The organism is Pseudarthrobacter sp. MDT1-22 (genome assembly GCF_054511035.1).
The window spans coordinates 75,514-92,832 of the sequence record NZ_JBTNDK010000015.1; the positions used below are offsets into that span (position 1 = coordinate 75,514).

Annotated in this window: 17 protein-coding genes; 8 read left to right on the plus strand and 9 right to left on the minus strand. The window is 65.7% G+C overall.

The genetic code is table 11. The features are described 5' to 3' along the window. Positions 1-17 precede the first annotated feature (17 nt). From ACX80M_RS13175 to ACX80M_RS13210, 8 genes are all read right to left on the minus strand, one after another. On the minus strand, positions 18-2,141 hold the full coding sequence (locus ACX80M_RS13175; protein WP_459309806.1) for a chorismate-binding protein: 2,124 nt from the start codon (positions 2,139-2,141) through the stop codon (positions 18-20). Next, a complete protein-coding gene (locus tag ACX80M_RS13180) occupies positions 2,138-2,698 on the minus strand; it encodes a low molecular weight protein-tyrosine-phosphatase (protein WP_459309807.1) in 561 nt (186 codons plus the stop codon). Before ACX80M_RS13180 ends, ACX80M_RS13175 begins: the two co-directional genes overlap by 4 nt. 129 nt (positions 2,699-2,827) lie before the next feature. Then, positions 2,828-3,838 (minus strand): bile acid:sodium symporter family protein, encoded by a 1,011-nt coding sequence (locus ACX80M_RS13185; RefSeq protein ID WP_459309808.1) that lies wholly within the window; start codon positions 3,836-3,838, stop codon positions 2,828-2,830. A 131-nt stretch (positions 3,839-3,969) separates the two neighbouring features. Next, positions 3,970-4,593, minus strand: a complete 624-nt coding sequence (locus tag ACX80M_RS13190; protein WP_252608092.1) for a LysE family transporter — start codon at positions 4,591-4,593, stop codon at positions 3,970-3,972. Positions 4,594-4,633: 40 nt separating this feature from the next. Continuing rightward, on the minus strand, positions 4,634-5,023 hold the full coding sequence (locus ACX80M_RS13195; protein WP_252599124.1) for a type II toxin-antitoxin system VapC family toxin: 390 nt from the start codon (positions 5,021-5,023) through the stop codon (positions 4,634-4,636). Continuing rightward, positions 5,023-5,334: a type II toxin-antitoxin system Phd/YefM family antitoxin gene (locus ACX80M_RS13200; RefSeq protein WP_252599123.1), complete on the minus strand. Its 312-nt coding sequence runs from the start codon at positions 5,332-5,334 to the stop codon at positions 5,023-5,025. Before ACX80M_RS13200 ends, ACX80M_RS13195 begins: the two co-directional genes overlap by 1 nt. Before the next feature lie 75 nt (positions 5,335-5,409). Then, positions 5,410-6,228 carry a methyltransferase domain-containing protein gene (locus ACX80M_RS13205; RefSeq protein ID WP_252608094.1) on the minus strand — a complete coding sequence of 273 codons (819 nt, stop codon included), beginning with the start codon at positions 6,226-6,228 and terminating at the stop codon, positions 5,410-5,412. Positions 6,229-6,330: 102 nt separating this feature from the next. Continuing rightward, entirely contained in the window at positions 6,331-6,846 is a 516-nt protein-coding gene (locus ACX80M_RS13210) for a MarR family winged helix-turn-helix transcriptional regulator (RefSeq protein ID WP_252599121.1), read from the minus strand. Positions 6,847-7,022: 176 nt separating this feature from the next. On the opposite strand from ACX80M_RS13210, the gene ACX80M_RS13215 reads away from it, so the two are divergent. Further along, positions 7,023-9,239 (plus strand): MMPL family transporter, encoded by a 2,217-nt coding sequence (locus tag ACX80M_RS13215; protein ID WP_252608098.1) that lies wholly within the window; start codon positions 7,023-7,025, stop codon positions 9,237-9,239. Positions 9,240-9,244: 5 nt separating this feature from the next. Here ACX80M_RS13215 and ACX80M_RS13220 read toward each other — a convergent pair whose 3' ends face one another. Beyond that, positions 9,245-10,174 (minus strand): NAD-dependent epimerase/dehydratase family protein, encoded by a 930-nt coding sequence (locus ACX80M_RS13220; RefSeq protein WP_459309809.1) that lies wholly within the window; start codon positions 10,172-10,174, stop codon positions 9,245-9,247. Between the two features lie 128 nt (positions 10,175-10,302). Between ACX80M_RS13220 and ACX80M_RS13225 the strand changes: the two genes are divergently transcribed. From ACX80M_RS13225 to urtA, 7 genes are all read left to right on the plus strand, one after another. Continuing rightward, positions 10,303-11,079 (plus strand): TetR/AcrR family transcriptional regulator, encoded by a 777-nt coding sequence (locus ACX80M_RS13225; RefSeq protein ID WP_459309810.1) that lies wholly within the window; start codon positions 10,303-10,305, stop codon positions 11,077-11,079. 69 nt (positions 11,080-11,148) lie between these two features. Beyond that, positions 11,149-11,376 (plus strand): hypothetical protein, encoded by a 228-nt coding sequence (locus ACX80M_RS13230; RefSeq protein ID WP_459309811.1) that lies wholly within the window; start codon positions 11,149-11,151, stop codon positions 11,374-11,376. A gap of 221 nt (positions 11,377-11,597) precedes the next feature. After that, complete coding sequence (gene dnaK, locus ACX80M_RS13235; RefSeq protein ID WP_459309812.1) at positions 11,598-13,478, plus strand: molecular chaperone DnaK; 1,881 nt, start codon at positions 11,598-11,600, stop codon at positions 13,476-13,478. A gap of 2 nt (positions 13,479-13,480) precedes the next feature. Continuing rightward, positions 13,481-14,167, plus strand: a complete 687-nt coding sequence (locus ACX80M_RS13240; RefSeq protein ID WP_252599114.1) for a nucleotide exchange factor GrpE — start codon at positions 13,481-13,483, stop codon at positions 14,165-14,167. A gap of 95 nt (positions 14,168-14,262) precedes the next feature. Further along, on the plus strand, positions 14,263-15,243 hold the full coding sequence (locus ACX80M_RS13245; protein ID WP_252599113.1) for a DnaJ C-terminal domain-containing protein: 981 nt from the start codon (positions 14,263-14,265) through the stop codon (positions 15,241-15,243). Positions 15,244-15,258: 15 nt separating this feature from the next. After that, the gene (locus ACX80M_RS13250) at positions 15,259-15,684 is read left to right on the plus strand and encodes a heat shock protein transcriptional repressor HspR (protein ID WP_308216161.1); all 426 of its coding nucleotides are present in this window, start codon (positions 15,259-15,261) and stop codon (positions 15,682-15,684) included. 369 nt (positions 15,685-16,053) lie between these two features. Continuing rightward, positions 16,054-17,319, plus strand: a complete 1,266-nt coding sequence (gene urtA / locus ACX80M_RS13255) for an urea ABC transporter substrate-binding protein (RefSeq protein WP_252599112.1) — start codon at positions 16,054-16,056, stop codon at positions 17,317-17,319.

Genomic DNA, 17,319 nt, shown 5'->3' on the forward strand with positions numbered 1-17,319 from the left:
TCAAAAACTTCGGGGGGTCAGGCGGTGGGAAAGTCCGCACCCAGCGCGGAAAGCACACCGTGCGCCTTCACGCGGATTTCGTCGTACTCCTCGTCAGGTACGGAGTCGGCGGTGATGGCGCCGCCGACGCCGAGGGTGAGTTCCGCCGTCGATGCTTGTTCGCCGCCGTCCCCGGCCACCGCCGTGGTTACCAGGGTGCGGATCGCCACCGCCAGGTCCGTGGCCCCGTTGAGGGAAAAGTAGCCGATCGCGCCGGAATACAGGCCGCGCGGGCCCATCTCCAACCGGTCCAGGATTGCCATGGTGCTGATTTTCGGGGCGCCGGTCATGGAGCCGGCCGGGAAACAGGCGGCCACCGCCTCGGCCCGCGGCGAGCCGGGCAGGAGCCGCGCGTCGATGGTGCTGACCATCTGGTGCACCGTGGCGTAGCTTTCGATCTCGCACAGCCTGCTGACAGTCACCGATCCGGGCTCCGCGAAGTGGCTGAGGTCGTTCCGCAGCAGGTCCACAATCATGATGTTTTCCGCGCGGTCCTTCAGCGAGGTCGCCAGATCCTCCCGCAGCTGCCTGTCACGCTCCGGATCAGCACCCCGGCGGCGGGTGCCCTTGATCGGTTCGGCGCGCATGCCGCCGTCGGACGTTATCCGCAGGAACCGCTCCGGCGACGTACTGGCCACCGTCAGCCCGCCGAACCGCAGGTAGCTGGCGAACGGCGCGGGATTCTTCCGCCGCAGCGCGAGGTACGTGGGCCAGGGGGCAGCCGCGGCGGCGGGCAGCCGGGCCGTGAGCGTGGTGGTCAGGCAGACCTCGTATGAGTTCCCTTCACGGATTTCGTGCTGGGCGGCCGCGATTTTGGCCAGGTAGGAGGGCTCCGTGTCGCGGCTGCTGAACGCGGGCCCAACGGGACGGACGACGCCGTCGCTGCCGCCGGCGTGCGTGCGTTGGTCCCCTGGGCCTGGCGTGCTCGCGGCGGGGGCGACAGCGGCGGCGACAGCGACGGCCGCGCGGGCGTCGGTCAGCCAGTGGTCGGCGTCGGGCGCTTCCAGGGCAAGGAGCCAGGCCGCTCCTTCCACGTGGTCCAAAACGACGGCCCGGCCCGCGAAGATCAGGGCCGCGTCAGGGGTCGGCGCCGCCACGTCCGTCCCGCCGGTTTCGCGCTTGAGCTCATAGCCCAGGCAGCCCAGCCAGCCCAGGGTGAAGTCGCCCGGGTAGCCGTCCGGCGTGCGGACCGCCCGGCGTCCCCAGACCGTGTCCAGCCAGCGGAAGAACGGTCCCGGCACGCGCGCCGTGGCGGAGCCTGCCGTGATGACGCTTTCGCCGGACCGGTGCGTGACCGCCTGGCCGTACGTCCCGCCGTCGTCCGCGAGGATGCTGAAGCGGCTGCGCGCGGTGGCGGGCGACGGCTGCGGGAGCGGCCCTGCGGGTGTGGCGACGTCCGCGTTGGAGGAGTCCAGCCAGACGGCATTTGCCGAGCCGCCGTAGAGGTTCTCGAAGAGCACGGCGGCGTCCGGCCTGGCGTCCAGCCGTTCTGCGCGCAGCCTGAGGCCGCGGCGGGCGGCAAGCTCGGGAACAAGGGCAGGTCCGAGAGCGGGCAGGTACGCGAGGGCCTGCATAACGTCGGCGGTGGCGGAACCGTCGGCATTGTTGAGGACGCGGATATCGGCTTCGTGAGGGACGTCGTCGTCGGCGAGCCAGGCTTCCTCCTGCTCAGCCCACTGGTCCCAAAACGGCTCATACGTGCCGCCGTCGCGGTCCAGGGCACGCTTTCGGCGGATGTCGTCCGGCGAGTCGGCCCAGATGACAGCGCTGAGCAGGGGCCGGGCGTCCGCAGCCGCCGCCCCCACTCCCTCAATGATCACGATCTCGGCGGGCAGCGTGACGCGTGTGTCGCCGTCGTAATGCCTTTCCCAGTCCCAGCTGGTCCAGGTGGCGGGCTCGGCGCGGCTCAACGGCGTGAGCACGGTGGAAACGTAGCGCTCGATGCCCGCGGTGAGGCCGTTCCAGCCCGGGTAGATGTCCTCCAGGTGGAAGAGCGCGACTTTGTGATGGTTCCGCAGCTGCGCGGCCAGTTCGATGGCCAGAGTGGTTTTCCCTGCGCCGGATCGCCCGTCAATGGCGATGATCACAGGTGCGGGGGTCATGAAATAGAGCGTACCTGCTGCTGCATCAGCTGCTGTCGCGGCGCCGCCTGGCCAAGGACCATGCGGACATGCGCGACGACGCCGGGCACGGCGCCGCGGATCTGCTCCCAGACGGCGTTAAAATCGGCATGGCCCCCGTACCAGGGATCCTCGATGCCTTGGTCCAGCAGATCGCTGCCGGCAGCGGCGAGGTTGAAGCTGCGGAGCATCCGGACTTTGTTCATGGTGTGCGCGTCCGGCGCGGCGTCGCGCAGCCAGGCGTAGTGGTCAACGTCCAGTGCCAGGATGAGATCGCGCTCGCGGAACCACCCGGCCTGCCAGGCGCGGGCAACATGGTGCTCTGAGCTCAAGTGCGTTTCCGCAAGCCGGCGGGCGGCGCGCGGATCGATGGGCTGTCCTGCCTCATAACCGGTAGTTCCCGCCGAATCCACTGTCACATCCGAGCCCATGCCCTCGGCTTGGAAGGCCGCGCCCGACATCATCTCAGCCATCGGTGACCGGCAAATATTTCCCGTGCAGACGGCGATGATTCGGTATGGGCTCGACGATGAGTTCATGGGGCTAAGCATGCGGGACTGGGGGGCATTCTTGGCCAGCTGGCATTCACATGACGTGACAGATTCGTAAGAAATTTGACCGAAGAGTCAAAATTCCGTCCGTCCGTCTGCCTTCCAGGATCGGCCTTGCTAGGCGTCCTGCAGCGGGCGCCGTGCCAGCCATGCTGCCACGATCGCGCCGGAGATGTTGTGCCAGAGCGAGAAAACGGCGGACGGCAGTGCGGCCAGCGGGGTGAAATGCGCGGTGGCCAGCGTGGCGGCCAAACCGGAGTTCTGCATGCCCACTTCGAAGGCGAGCGCCCTCCGTGCTTTATCGTCCAGCCGGCCCAGTTTGCCCGCCAGGTAGCCCAGGCCCAGGCCGAAGCCGTTGTGGAGGACCACTGCGAGGAACACAATGCCGCCCGCGGCCACGATCTTAGAGGCGCTGCCCGCCACAACAATCGCGACAATGAAGGAAATTACGACGGCGGATGCCCAGGGGAGCGCCGGTAGCAGCTTGGCGATGAGGTTCTTGAAGAACAGCCGCGCGAGCAGCCCGGCGATGACGGGCAGGAGTACCGTCTTGACGATGTCCAGGACCATGCTCCCAGCGTCGATTTCCAGGAACGATCCGGCCAGGAACAGGACCAGCAGTGGCGTAACCACCGGTGCGATCAGGGTGGATACCGAAGCGACGGCGACGGACAGGGCAACGTCCCCCTTGGCCAGGAATGCCATCACGTTCGAGGCGGTGCCGGATGGTGCACAGCCCACCAGGATCAGGCCTACGGCAAGCTCCGGCGGAAGCTGGAGCGCCACGGCAATCAGCCAGCCCGCGCCGGGCATGATCACGTAGTGCGCCACAATGCCCAGGACCACTGCCCACGGGCGCTTCACCACAGAGGCAAAATCCGGCGGCGTCAGGGTCAGGCCCATGCAGAACATGATGATGCCCAGCAGGTACGGGACGCTGGGCCCCAGCGGCTGGAAGGTGGCTGGCACAAGGAAGCCGGCGACGCCCGCCAGGACCACCAGCGCCGGGAGGATCGTGACGGCAAGCCGCGCGATTTTCGCCTCGGCGGCCAGCGCCGGGTTGGTGGGTACTGGGGCTTGATCAGTGCCGGATTCTGTCGATGTGGGGGATTTGGTTGCCTCAAGCATTTATCGATCGTGGCATTGATGTCCGGCAGGTGACCACTTCATGACCATGCTCAGGGCAAAAATGTCAGACATCTGCGGCCGAAGGCTTGCCAGTGGATCCAGGCCTTGACGACGGGCCTGGAAGAACAGGCCTAGTGGATCAGCGCAAGGAGAATTCCTACCGCCATAAAGAGCACCCCGAAGATCCGGCTGAGGATCTTCTGGCCACGGGCGTTGTGCGTGAACCGCTGGAAGGACTTGGCGGCAAAGGCGAAGAAGAACCACATCACCAGGATGTCGATCACCACCACGGTGGCTGTGAGCACAAGGTACTGCGGCAGGAGCGGCTGTTCAGGGCGGATGAACTGTGGCATAAACGCGAGGAAGAAAACGACGGCCTTCGGGTTGAGCAGGTTGACCCAGAGGCCACGCCGGAACATTGACCAGGCGGGCTCGTTCCGGAGGGCGGCGGCCTGTTCCTGGTCCACCTCCGGTTTGCTGAGGAACTGGCGGATGCCCAGGTACACCAGGTAGGCGGCCCCGGCGTAACGGATCACATTGAAGGCCACCGGGGAGCTTGCCACCAGCACACCGACGCCCAACGCCACGATCACCACGTGGACAACCAGGGCTGCCTGCTGGCCAAGGATGCCCCAGATGGAGCGGCGGAACCCTGACGTCAGCGAGTTGCTCATGGTGTTGATGGCACCGGCACCCGGCGTGAAACTGATCAGGGCGCCGGCGCCCGCGAGGGCGAGCCAAAGGGAGAATTGCACCTGCCAAGTTTAGTGCCGTCGGCACAACAAGAGTGCCGCCTCACCACAGCGTGGTCACGGGCTCGAATGCGTGAAGCTCCTCATCTGCCGTTACCAGCGTCAGCCCCTCCACCATGGCCTGGGCAGCCAGGATCCGGTCAAAGGGGTCCTTGTGTTCCCAGTCCAACTGGCCGGCGGCCAATGCGTGCGGTGCGGAGATGGACAGCTCAGAGGCGTACAGGTGGGCCACCTGCCGTCCAAAGCTTGCCACTATCGCCGCCCCAGCCGGCAGCTTGCCTTGATGGTGTTTGTAGGACAGTTCGTACGCGGTCATGGGCGACACGTAGACCGAGTTCTCGAGCTTGGTGATGGCGTTCCTGGCTTTGGTGGACAGTTTCCTGGGTTCGGCGAGGGCCCAGAGGAAGACGTGGGTGTCCAGGAGCAGGCGCATCAATGATCCCTGCCTGTCGCTTCACCCATTTCCTCGTCGGTCCACGGGTCATAGAACCCGTCAGGAATTTGAAGGGGCGCCAGGAAGCCCAGCTCGCGTTTGTGGGGGCGCTCGATTTTCACCAGCCGGGCCACCGGACGGCCTGCCTTGGCGATGACCACATCCTCGCCGTTTTCAACGAGGCTCAACAGCTCAGACAGGCGGGTTTTTGCCTCTTGGACGTTGTACTGTCCCATGTTGACCAAGTCTAGTTGGTCAACCTCGGCGGTGTAAGGCTCTGCCCAGTATTCGTTCTCTCCGTAATGGTTCATAGTCCGACGCTATTGCCGCCAGCGCAGGGTGGATAGGCACGGGTGCGCCTATGTGGAAATTACGCCCGTGGAAAATCACGCCCGGGCGATGACCTCACCGTTCGGGATCAGGAACCAGCCGTCGTCTGTGGATCCCCAGCGGTGCCATCCTGCCGAAATCCGGGCCAGGTCCGCTGGATTTGCGAAGCCGTATTCAAGGGCCTGCTCCGCGAAGGCCGAATGCAGCACTCGTTCGCCCCAGACCCGGGCCTGCCATCTCCGTTGTTGCCCGGTGGCATAGAGCCAGTTGCTGCTGGTGGGCGCCACGTTGCTGAAGCCCGCAGACTGGGCCCAGGACACGAGCCGGCGGCCGGCGTCGGGCTCGGCCCCGTTGCGTCGTGCGATCCGCTGGTACAGGTCCATCCATTCGTCCAGCTCAGGGATCGTGGGGTACCAGCTCATGCCGTGGAAGTCGGCGTCGCGCACTGCCACTATGCCGCCCGGCTTCGCTACCCGGCGCATCTCGCGCAGCGCCTCCACCGGGTCGGTCAGGTGCTGGAGCACCTGGTGGGCGTGGACGACGTCGAACGTTTCGTCCTCGAAGTCAAGGTCGTAGATGTTGCCGGCCAGGAACTCCGCATTGGCCACGCCGCGTTCGGCGGCCAGCGCCGTGGCCTGGGCGATGATGTCCGGTGACCGGTCCAGGCCGGTGACCTTTCCGGGCGACACCAGCCCGGCGAAATCGCAGGTGATGCTTCCAGGGCCGCAGCCGACGTCGAGCACTGAAACCCCGGGCGTGAGGTGCGGAATGACAAAGGCCGCGGAGTTCTCCGCGGTCCTGGAAGCGTGGGCGCGGACCACCGACTCGTGGTGGCCGTGCGTGTACACATCGTCGTCAGGCTGCTGCGCACTCATAATGAAACGCTACCCCTCCGCAGTGAAAAACAGGCGGAACCGTCCCCGAAGTAGGTGGCACTTAATGTCGTTATGAGCCCTCATGACGACATCTACTGCGACCTACTTGGGCGGAGTGGGCGAGGCGGGGCCGCCGTCGGACGTTTCCTCACGGGCCGCGATGGTGGCGTCCACCATGGCGGCCATGAACCGGCTGACCAGCTCCAGCTCTTCGGGCGAGAAACCCGCCATGGCGGCACCCATGTGGCGCGAAAGCGGCATAAAAATGGCGCTGCCGTCCTGGAAGGCCTTGGGTGTCATGCGCAACTGGACCTGCCTCCGGTCCGGGCCGAGGCGCTCCCTCACCACATGCCCTGAACTGTCCAGCCGGTCGATAAGCGCGGTGGTGGCGGGCGAGCTGAGGTTGAGTTCCCTGCGCAGGATGCCCGGCGTGACCACGAGGCCCTTGGCGGTGTGCCGCATGATCACTGCCAGCGCGTTGAGGTCCGTGCGGTGCATGTCGTTGCGGCCGCCGGCAGTGTCCACATACCTGTTGGCCTCCAGCGTGAAGTCCTGGAGCAGGCGGACCAGGGCAAAGGGGGCGGAGTCGGGTGGGCGCTGGAACGCTTCGTCCGTCATGTTCCGCCCTCCTCCGCTCGCTTGCCACGTCCTGTGATCTTGCCTGGTGCCCTGACGGATATTACTGCAGCGATGCCAGCTGCGTAGTTTCAAACAGAAAACCAATTTATTTCCATGGTGGAGATACTCTAGGATGGAACCAAGTGTACCCCGGCCACCCAAGCGAAGCAGGAATCATGAAATCAAGTCCCCAGCACAGCGCGAAGGTTCCGTTCTGGCTTCGCTGGCTGCTTCCCGTGTTCCTGGTGCTCACGTGGCTGGCCATCGCCGGTGTGGGTGGACCCACGTTCGGCCGGCTCGACGAGGTCTCCTCGAACGACCAGGCCTCGTTCCTGCCGGCGAGCGCCGAGGCCACCGCGGTCCAGGACTGGCAGGCAAAGTTCCGCGATTCAGACGAAGTGCCGGCGGTCATCGTCATCGAAAACGACGCCGCCATCAGCCCCTCGGAGCTTGGCGAACTGGCATCCCTGAAGGCTGGGCTCGAGGGCCTGGAGCTGGGCAGCGCGGTGATCGGCCCCATCCCGTCCGAGGACGGGAAAGCGGTCCAGTTCATTGCCCCGATCGGGTCCTCCGGCGAGCTTAAGGAATCCGTCCAGGAGTTGCGGGACTTCCTGGCGGATTCCGCCCCCGCAGGCATGCAGACCTTCGTCACCGGACCCGCGGGCCTGACCGCAGATCTGGTCGCCGCCTTCGCCGGCATTGACGGCATCCTGCTGCTGGTGGCACTCGGCGCGGTCTTCCTGATCCTATTGATCGTCTACCGTTCGCTCCTGCTGCCCATCGCCGTGCTGCTCACCTCGGTTTTTGCGCTCTGTGCCGCCATCCTGCTGGTGTTCGGCATGGCAAAGCTCGGCTGGATCCAGCTGAGCGGCCAAAGCCAAGGCATCCTGTCCATCTTGGTGATCGGCGCGGCCACGGACTATGCCCTGCTGTACGTGGCGCGGTTCCGCGAGGCCCTGACCCACACACGCAACCGGACGGAAGCGGTGCTGACGGCGTGGAAGGCGTCGTTCGAGCCGATCCTGGCTTCCGGCGCCACTGTCATCATTGCCTTGCTCTGCCTGCTGTTCTCGGACCTGAACTCCAACAAGGCGCTGGGCCCCGTTGCGGCTGCGGGCATCCTCTGTTCGCTCTTCGCCGCGCTGACCCTCCTGCCCGCCCTGATGGCACTTTTGGGCCGGGCCGCGTTCTGGCCGTTCCGCCCCAGGCTGGTTCCGGCGGGCGAGCGCGAGCCCGAGCTGGTCACCGGCCTGGAAGGGCAGAAGGGCATCTGGCGGGCCACCGGTTCGCTGGTCTCCCGCCGCCCACGCACGGTCTGGGTCGCGTCGGTCCTCCTCCTGCTGGTGGCTTCGGCGGGGGTGCTGCAGCTGAAGGCCAACGGCGTGCCGCAGACCGAGGTCATTCTCACCGCGTCGAATGCGGTGGACGGCCAGGACGCGCTGGCGCGGCATTTCGACGCCGGCAGCGGCAGCCCCGCCGTCGTCATCGCGGACGAAAGTAAAGCCGATGAAGTGCTGGCAAAGGTCAAAGCGGCCGACGGCGTGGGGGACGCCTACCTCCTGGCTGAAGGCAGGCTGCCGATCACCGGCGCCCCCGGGACTCCCAGCGAGCCTGACGTCCACGACGGCAAGGTGCTGATCAACGCCACGCTCAACTACGCCGCGGATTCCATTGAGGCGGAGGATGCGGTCAAGGCGCTGCGCGAGGAGGCAAAAACGGTCGACGCCGGCGCGTTGGTTGGCGGCGTGACCGCCACTGCGCTGGACACCAACACCACCGCCCAGCGCGACCTGGTGATCATCATCCCGATCGTGCTGGCGGTCATCCTGCTCATCCTGATGCTGCTGCTGCGATCAGTCTTGGCGCCGGTCCTGCTGGTGCTCTCCGTGGTGCTGTCGTACGGCGCGGCCATGGGCGTTTCGGCCGTGGTCTTCAACAGCCTGCTCGGATTCCCCGGCGCCGACGCCACCGTGCCCCTGTTCGGGTTTGTGTTCCTGGTTGCCCTGGGTGTGGACTACAACATCTTCCTGATGAGCCGGGTGCGGGAAGAGTCGCTGAAGCACGGGACCCGGCCGGGCATCCTTCGCGGACTCGGCGTGACCGGCGGAGTGATCACTTCGGCCGGCGTGGTGCTGGCCGCCACGTTCGCCGCACTGAGCGTCATCCCCATCATGTTCCTGGTGCAGCTGGCCTTCATTGTGTCGTTCGGCGTACTGCTGGACACCGTGCTGGTGCGCTCGCTGCTGGTCCCTGCGCTGGCGTACGACATCGGCCCGCGCATCTGGTGGCCCGGCAAGCTGGGCCGGACGGAGCTGGATGCCGCGGTGCGGCGGGAGGTTGGCCCGGCCGAGCCCGGCCTTCATCCCGCGTCAGAGACTGCCAGCCGCCGCTAGGGCACCTAGCACTGTGCGCGCCACCAGGCCACCGTGGCAGCGGCGGCCTCGCGCAGAGGTGTCGGGCGGATCCCAAGTGCGGTCTCGCTGGCGGCAGATTCCATCACAAACGGCCGCTCGAACTGGTAGAGCATTTCGGCAACTTCGCGGAAGTCTTTCGAGAACACACCCATGGTCCGGAGCGCCCAGCCCGGAATGGCTCCAAGCTTCGGCGCCTGCACTCCGCCAGTCTCGGTGAACGCTGTGGCCAGCTGCCGCTGCGTGACTGCCGGACCCGTGGGCGCGTGCCACACCCTGTTCCACAGCGACGGCGTCGCCGCGGCGTGGATCATCGCGGCGGCCAGGTCCGGGACGTACGTGAATGAATGGGGCTGATCGGCGCTCCCGATGACCCAGACTTTCTTGCCGGCCAGGACGGCGGGGACCACGCGCTCTCCGGCATGTGAGGTTCGCACCCGAGGGCCAAAGAAATCGCCGGCAACCACGCTGACGGTGTTGGTCGGAGAGACGTCCCGCGCCTTGAGCAGCGCGGTGCGGACGCCCCGCTTGCCGCCCTCGGCAGTCCGCGGACCCGCCTCGACCATGGGGCTTTCAGGCTCGCTGTACGAGTAAAGGCTCTCGGGAAAAACGACGACGGCGCCTGCCTCGCCTGCTGCGGATAGCACCGTTTGCTCGGCCCGGGGCAGTTCTGCTTGCCACGCGTCCACGGTGTAGGAGGAGCCGTGGATGCAGTGGAAGACGGCGGTGGCGCCCGCGAAGGCGTCCCGCAGCTGGGCGGCATTCTGGACGTCGGCCTTCACCCGTTCCACCAGCGGATGCTTGGGGCCGCTGCCCGAACGGGTGAGGATCCTGACGTTTTTCCCCTGCTCAGCGAGCTGTTCTGCAACTGTCCAGCCCACGGGGCCGGCTCCGGTAACAACGTAGACATCGTTCATGACTTCTCCTCAAGGGATTTCCGCTAGAGAGCGCTGCTCTCCAACAAGCGTGCGCCTTGTCCTGGAGGCCTGTCAAGAGCAGTGCTCTCAATTGTTGACACTGCTCTGATTTGTGCCATGCTGGAGCGATGAATGACCCTGCCGCGGCCGCGGAACCCATCCTTCGGACACCGCGGGAGCGCGCCCGGGCCCAGACCATTGCCGACATCGTCAGGCTGGGCAGGGAGCACCTGGCAACGCAGGGCGCGGCCGCATTGTCCCTCCGCGCCGTGGCAAGGGATCTTGGCGTGGTCTCCTCCGCGGTCTACCGCTACGTGGCCAACCGCGACGAGCTGCTCACGCTGCTTCTGGTGGACGCCTACAGTGAGCTCGGCGACGCCGTGGATGCCGCGGTGAACGCGGTGCCGGTGCGCGACTTCGATGGCAGGTTCAAGGCGCTCGGCCGGGCTGTCAGGGCATGGGCGTTGCGGGAGCCTGCGCGCTACGGCCTGCTATTCGGGAGTCCGGTCCCCGGCTACCAGGCCCCCTCGAGCCAGACCGCAACCCCGGGAACGCGCGTGATCTACCGCCTGATCGGCATTCTCGACGGCGCCTACCGGGCAGGTGCGCTGACCGCCACGGCGCGCACCGCCGTCGTACCTTCTGCCCTGTCCGCCGACCTTGAGGCGATCCGCAGTGAACTTGGGCTGGCCATGCCGGACGAACTCCAGGCGAACGGTGCCCTCGTGTGGACGTCGCTCTTCGGGGCCGTGAGTTTTGAGGTTTTTGGCCAATATGGCCCGGATACGTTCCGTGCCCGGGGCGAACTCTTTGAACACCACCTCACTGTCCTCGCGGCGATGGCGGGGCTCGTGCCTGAGGGAAACCCGCGGGACGACCCGAAGTCTGCGGCCACCCCTGTTTAGCCCGCCTCCGGCTGAGTAGACTCCAAATGCGCCCGGATGGACGCGGAGACTCAAAGGAGAGATCACGTCATGAGTAAGAACACCGCACCTGAAGAAGATCGCCGCAAAGGCAGCACCGAGCCCGGGCTGGAGGGTGAAGGTGGCCAGTATGAGGAAGGCGACTACGGCGAGGCCGGCGTCGTGGGCGGGGCGGAGAACCAGCCCCAGGAGGGCGACTATCCCGAAGGTGACTACGGCGAGGCCGGCTCTGTTGACAGCGCCCGTGAGGTGGAAGTGGACGAGGACGAGAACCGGTAGCGGCCGTTCACCCACAGCGAACTACTGCCAGGGACGGGGATTTTCCGCCTGAAATCCCCGGGATTCCGGGGGTTCGCCTGAGGGTGCCGTGACCCAAAAATCCAAAGTTGAGCGTACTCCGCTCAACTTTGGATTGACATCGCTTGTGCCTTGAGTAAAGTTGAGTGCAGAACGCTCAACACGAGCGCCAGCAAGTTTCCAAGGAAAGAAGGAAGCAACACATGTCACGTGCAGTAGGTATCGACCTCGGAACCACCAACTCCGTCGTCTCCGTTCTCGAAGGTGGCGAGCCCACCGTTATTGCCAACGCCGAGGGTGGCCGCACCACGCCGTCCGTCGTTGCATTCTCCAAGTCCGGCGAAGTCCTGGTTGGCGAGATCGCCAAGCGCCAGGCCGTCAACAACATCGACCGCACCATTCATTCCGTCAAGCGCCACATGGGCACTGACTGGAGCGTCGCCATCGATGGCAAAAAGTACACGGCGCAGGAAATCTCCGCACGCATCCTGATGAAGCTGAAGAACGATGCCGAGTCCTACCTCGGCGAAAAGGTCACCGACGCCGTCGTCACCGTTCCCGCGTACTTCAACGACGCCCAGCGCCAGGCCACCAAGGAGGCCGGCGAAATCGCAGGCCTCAACGTCCTGCGCATCGTCAACGAGCCCACCGCGGCCGCTCTGGCGTACGGCCTGGACAAGGGCAAGGAAGACGAGCTCATCCTGGTCTTCGACCTCGGCGGCGGAACCTTCGATGTCTCCCTGCTGGAAGTCGGCAAGGATGAAGACAACTTCTCTACCATCCAGGTCCGCTCCACCGCCGGTGACAACCACCTTGGCGGCGACGACTGGGACCAGCGCGTTGTTGATTACCTGCTGAACCAGCTCAAGGTCAAGGGCATTGACCTGTCCAAGGACAAGATCGCCCTGCAGCGCCTGCGTGAAGCCTCGGAGCAGGCCAAGAAGGAACTCTCTTCTTCCAGCAGCACCAACGTTTCGCTCCAGTACCTCTCCGTCACCCCCGATGGCCCGGTCCACCTGGACGAGCAGCTGACCCGCGCCAAGTTCCAGGACCTCACGAAGGACCTGCTGGACCGCACCAAGAAGCCGTTCCAGGACGTCATCAAGGAAGCCGGCATCAAGCTCTCCGAGATCGACCACATCGTCCTCGTGGGCGGTTCCACCCGTATGCCCGCTGTCTACGACCTGGTCAAGGAACTGGCCGGCGGCAAGGAACCGAACAAGGGCGTCAACCCGGATGAAGTTGTAGCCGTTGGCGCAGCACTCCAGGCCGGCGTTCTGAAGGGCGAGCGCAAGGACGTCCTGCTGATCGACGTCACCCCGCTGTCCCTGGGCATCGAAACCAAGGGTGGTGTGATGACGCACCTGATCGAGCGCAACACCGCCATCCCCACGAAGCGGTCCGAGACCTTCACCACGGCTGATGACAACCAGCCGTCCGTGGCCATCCAGGTCTTCCAGGGCGAGCGCGAGTTCACCCGCGACAACAAGCCGCTGGGCACGTTCGAGCTGACCGGCATCGCGCCGGCTCCGCGCGGCGTCCCGCAGGTCGAGGTCACCTTCGACATCGACGCCAACGGCATCGTCCACGTCTCCGCGAAGGACAAGGGCACCGGCAAGGAACAGTCCATGACCATCACCGGTGGCACCGCGCTCTCCAAGGAAGACATTGAGCGCATGGTCAAGGACGCCGAGGAGCACGCAGCCGAGGACAAGGCCCGCCGCGAGGCGACCGACACCCGCAACACCGCGGAGCAGCTCGCTTACTCCGTGGACAAGCTGATCGCCGACAACGCCGACAAGCTGCCCGAAGAGGTCAAGACCGAGGTCAAGGCCGACGTCGACGAGCTCAAGAAGGCCCTCGAAGGCACCGATGACGCAGCCGTGAAGACCGCGTTCGAGAAGCTCCAGGCTTCCCAGTCGAAGCTCGGCGAAGCCATTTACGCCCAGGCCGGTTCGCCGGACGGTGCCACCGGTGCCGCAGGTGCCGAAGGCGCCGCTGGTGGCGCCCCCGCCGGCGACAAGGCTGCTGATGAGGACATCGTCGACGCCGAGATCATCGACGAAGACGAAGCGAAGAAGTAGCCATGCCGCACCACGGTAACGAGGAAGAGCACAACTCATCCGCGAACCAGGAGCCGATCATCCGGGACAACCGCAAGGTTGACCCGGTGACCGGGCAGGCCCGGCACCCGGAGGGCGAGCAGCCCGCTGCCGAGCCGGTGGGAGAGCCCCTAGTGGGCGAGCCTGTTGGCGGCGAGCTTGGTGACAGGGACGGCGATGCACTCGCCCAGGCCGAGGAAATCCTGAACGGCATCGAGGTGCCGGCCGAGGAATCGGTGGCACAGGGTGCCGGACACGCTGAAGCTGCCGAGCTGAAGAACGATCTCCTCCGCCTCCAGGCTGAATACGTCAACTACCGCAAGCGCGTCGAGCGCGACCGGGCCGTGGCAGGGGAGATGGCTGTTATCGGCGTCCTGAACTCCCTGCTGCCGGTACTGGACGACGTCGATGCTGCCCGCCAGCACGGTGACCTGACCGACGGCCCGTTCGCCGCGATCGCCACCAAGCTGGAGAACGCGCTGAAGACGTACGGCCTGGTCCGCATTGATGAGACCGGAGTGGAGTTCGATCCCACGATCCACGAGGCCCTCATCCAGCAGCCGGGAGAGGACATCGAGGTTGACACCGTCAGCCAGGTCCTCCGCTCCGGCTACCGGTCAGGCGAACGCGTCCTCCGCGCAGCACAGGTTATCGTCGCAGTTCCTGCGTAGCATTTACCCCATCGAGATGGCAGTTCGCGGCAGTGATTCGCAGGAACATTGCCGCGAACTTCCATCTCGGCACAGAGATTTGAAAGGAAACGCCATTGGCTAGCCAGGATTGGGTGGACAAGGACTTTTACGCGATCCTTGGTATCGCCAAGGACGCTTCCGACGCCGACATCAAGAAGGCCTACCGGAAACTTGCCCGCCAGCACCACCCGGACACCAACTCGGGGGACGCTGCGTCGGAGAAGAAGTTCAAGGACATCTCCGAGGCCTATTCAGTGCTGTCTGATCCGGACGAGCGCCAGCAGTATGACGCCATCCGGGCCATGGGTGGCGGCGCGCGCTTTGCCCCCGGCGGTGCCGGTGCCGGTGCCGGGAACGGCGGCTTCGAGGACATGTTCGGCGGCCTGTTCACCGGCGGCGCGCGGCGCCAGCCCGGCGGGTTCAATACGTCAGGCGGCATCCCGCCCGAGTTTGCTGACCTGTTTGGCGGCGGCGGCTTCGGCGGCCCGACGGGCTTCCAGCGCCCGCCGCAGAAGGGTGCCGACCGTACGGCTACGACCAGCATTTCCTTCTCCGGGTCCATCCGCGGCACCACCATCGGCCTGCGCGAACCCAGCGGTGACGTCATTGACGTCCGCGTTCCCGCCGGCATCAAGGACGGCCAGAAAGTGCGCGTCCGCGGCAAGGGCCAGCCAGGGCCCGCCGGCAACGGCGACCTCATGGTGGCCGTGTCCGTCAAGCCGCACGAGTTTTACACGCGCGACGGCGACAACCTCCGCATCCATGTCCCGGTCACCTTCCCGGAAGCTGCTTTGGGCGCCGACATCCAGGTCCCCACTATCGACGGCGAGACCGTCAAGGTCCGTGTTCCGGCCGGCACGCCTTCGGGGCGTACGCTCCGGGTCAAAGGCCACGGCGTGAAGACCTCCAAGGTCACCGGCGATCTCCTGGTGACCATCGACGTCGCGGTGCCGAAGAACCTGAACAAGGAAGCCGAAGCAGCCGTGAAGGCCTTTGCCGAAGCCACCGCCGACGCCGATGTCCGTGAAGGCCTGGCCGCCAAGGCCCGGCTCTAAGCAACGGAGCAGACCGTGGACATCAGCGCTGACCAGCCGATCTTCGTGATCTCCGTCGCGGCTGAACTGGCGGACATGCACCCGCAGACGCTCCGGCAGTATGACCGGCTGGGCATTGTTTCGCCCAGCCGGGCGCCGGGGAAGTCGCGCCGCTATTCGCAGCGGGACATCAATATGCTGCGCGAAGTCCAGCGGCTGTCCCACGAGGGCGTCTCGCTCGAAGGCATCAAACGGATCCTTGAGCTCGAGAACCAGGTGGCCGCGCTGCAGCGCAGGGTGGGCGAGATGACCGAGGAGCTGGGCCGCCGTCGTGATCCTCTTGATTCGCGGATCTTCGCGGCCGGTGCCGCCGGTGATGTGGTCAGCCTGGCACGGGGCCAGCGCCCCCGTGCGCGCTCCCAAGCCGTGGTGGTCTGGCGGCCCAGGGCGCTGGGCGAATAGTCGCCACTCAGGCAGTCGGCCGACGCATAAATAGCCCTGCCCGCCGCTCGGGTGTTGCGCATAGCCGCAGGTGAGACCCGTTTCACGGCGCTGGGCCGGATTATGTCCGGCTACCGGGCCAAAGTTACGCCGCGGCAGGTTTCCCGCAGGTTAACTCTCCCAGGGCCCGTTTTCCCGCGGTTTTCTCCCGCACGCCTGCCGTGCGCCTCAACTCCCGGCCGGCCCGGCGAGCGCCCCGAAACGGTCTCGAAACCAACCGGGCAGGCGCTGAAACAATTCGCTCCTACGTTCATCGCAAGGGGTCACTTCTGACGGACCCCGGAGGCGAGCCGCTGCCCAGGGCAACGGCGGAGTGAGAAGCAGGTACACATGAGGGTTTCGGTCACCAAACGCGCTTTCTATTCCTTGGCGGCAGCCGCCATGGCCACTGTCCTGGCAGGCTGCGGCAGCCAGATCGCGGATCCGGCGTCCGCAGGCTCCACCGCCAGCAGCGGCACTTCCTGTGTGGACACCTCGGGCAGCAGCATCAAAGTCGGGTTCATCAACTCGCTGTCCGGCACCATGGCCATCAGCGAGAGCACCGTCTTCGACTCCCTGTCCCTGGCTGCCGAGGAAATCAACGCTTCCGGCGGTGTCCTGGGCAAGCAGCTCGAGGTCATCAGCGAGGACGGCGCCAGCGAACCGACCAAGTTCGCGGAGCGCGCCGGGAAACTGATCCAGCAGGACTGCGCGGCCGCGGTATTCGGCGGCTGGACCTCCTCGAGCCGCAAGGCGATGCTCCCTGTGTTTGAGGCCAACGACGCGCTGCTGTTCTACCCGGTGCAGTACGAGGGCCTGGAGTCGTCGAAGAACATCTTCTACACCGGCGCCACCACCAACCAGCAGATCATCCCGGCGTTGGACTATCTGGCCGAGCAGGGAACCAAGTCCCTGTTCCTGGTCGGCAGTGACTACGTCTTCCCGCGAACAGCCAACAAAATCATCCAGGCCTACGCCGCGGCCAAGGGCATCGAAGTCCTCGGCGAGGAGTACGCCCCGCTGGGCTCCACGGAATTCTCCACCATCGTCAACAAAGTCCGGGACTCCAAGGCCGACGCGGTCTTCAACACCCTCAACGGCGACAGCAATGTGGCCTTCTTCCGCCAGTACAAGAGCGTTGGCCTGACCGCCGACACCATTCCCGTGGTCTCCGTGTCCATCGCCGAGGAGGAAGTCCCCGGCGTCGGCCTGGACAACGTCGAAGGCCAACTGACTGCCTGGGACTACTACCAGACCCTGGACACGCCAGCCAACAAGAAGTTCGTGGCGGCGTTCAAGTCGAAGTTCGGCACCGAGCGCGTAACGAGCGACCCCATGGAAGCCGCCTACACCTCCCTGTACCTCTGGAAGGCAATCGTGGAGAAGGCGGGATCCTTTGAGGTGGACAAGGTGCAGGCCGCCGCGGACGGGGTGACCTTCGAGGCGCCTGAGGGCCTGGTCACGGTCAACGGGGAGAACAACCACATCACCAAGACCCCCCGCATCGGCAAGATAAACGCGGAGGGCCTGATCGACACGGTGTGGTCATCGCCCGCGGCGGTTGAACCGGATCCGTTCCTGGCCACTTACGACTGGGCCAAGGACCTGACCAAGTAA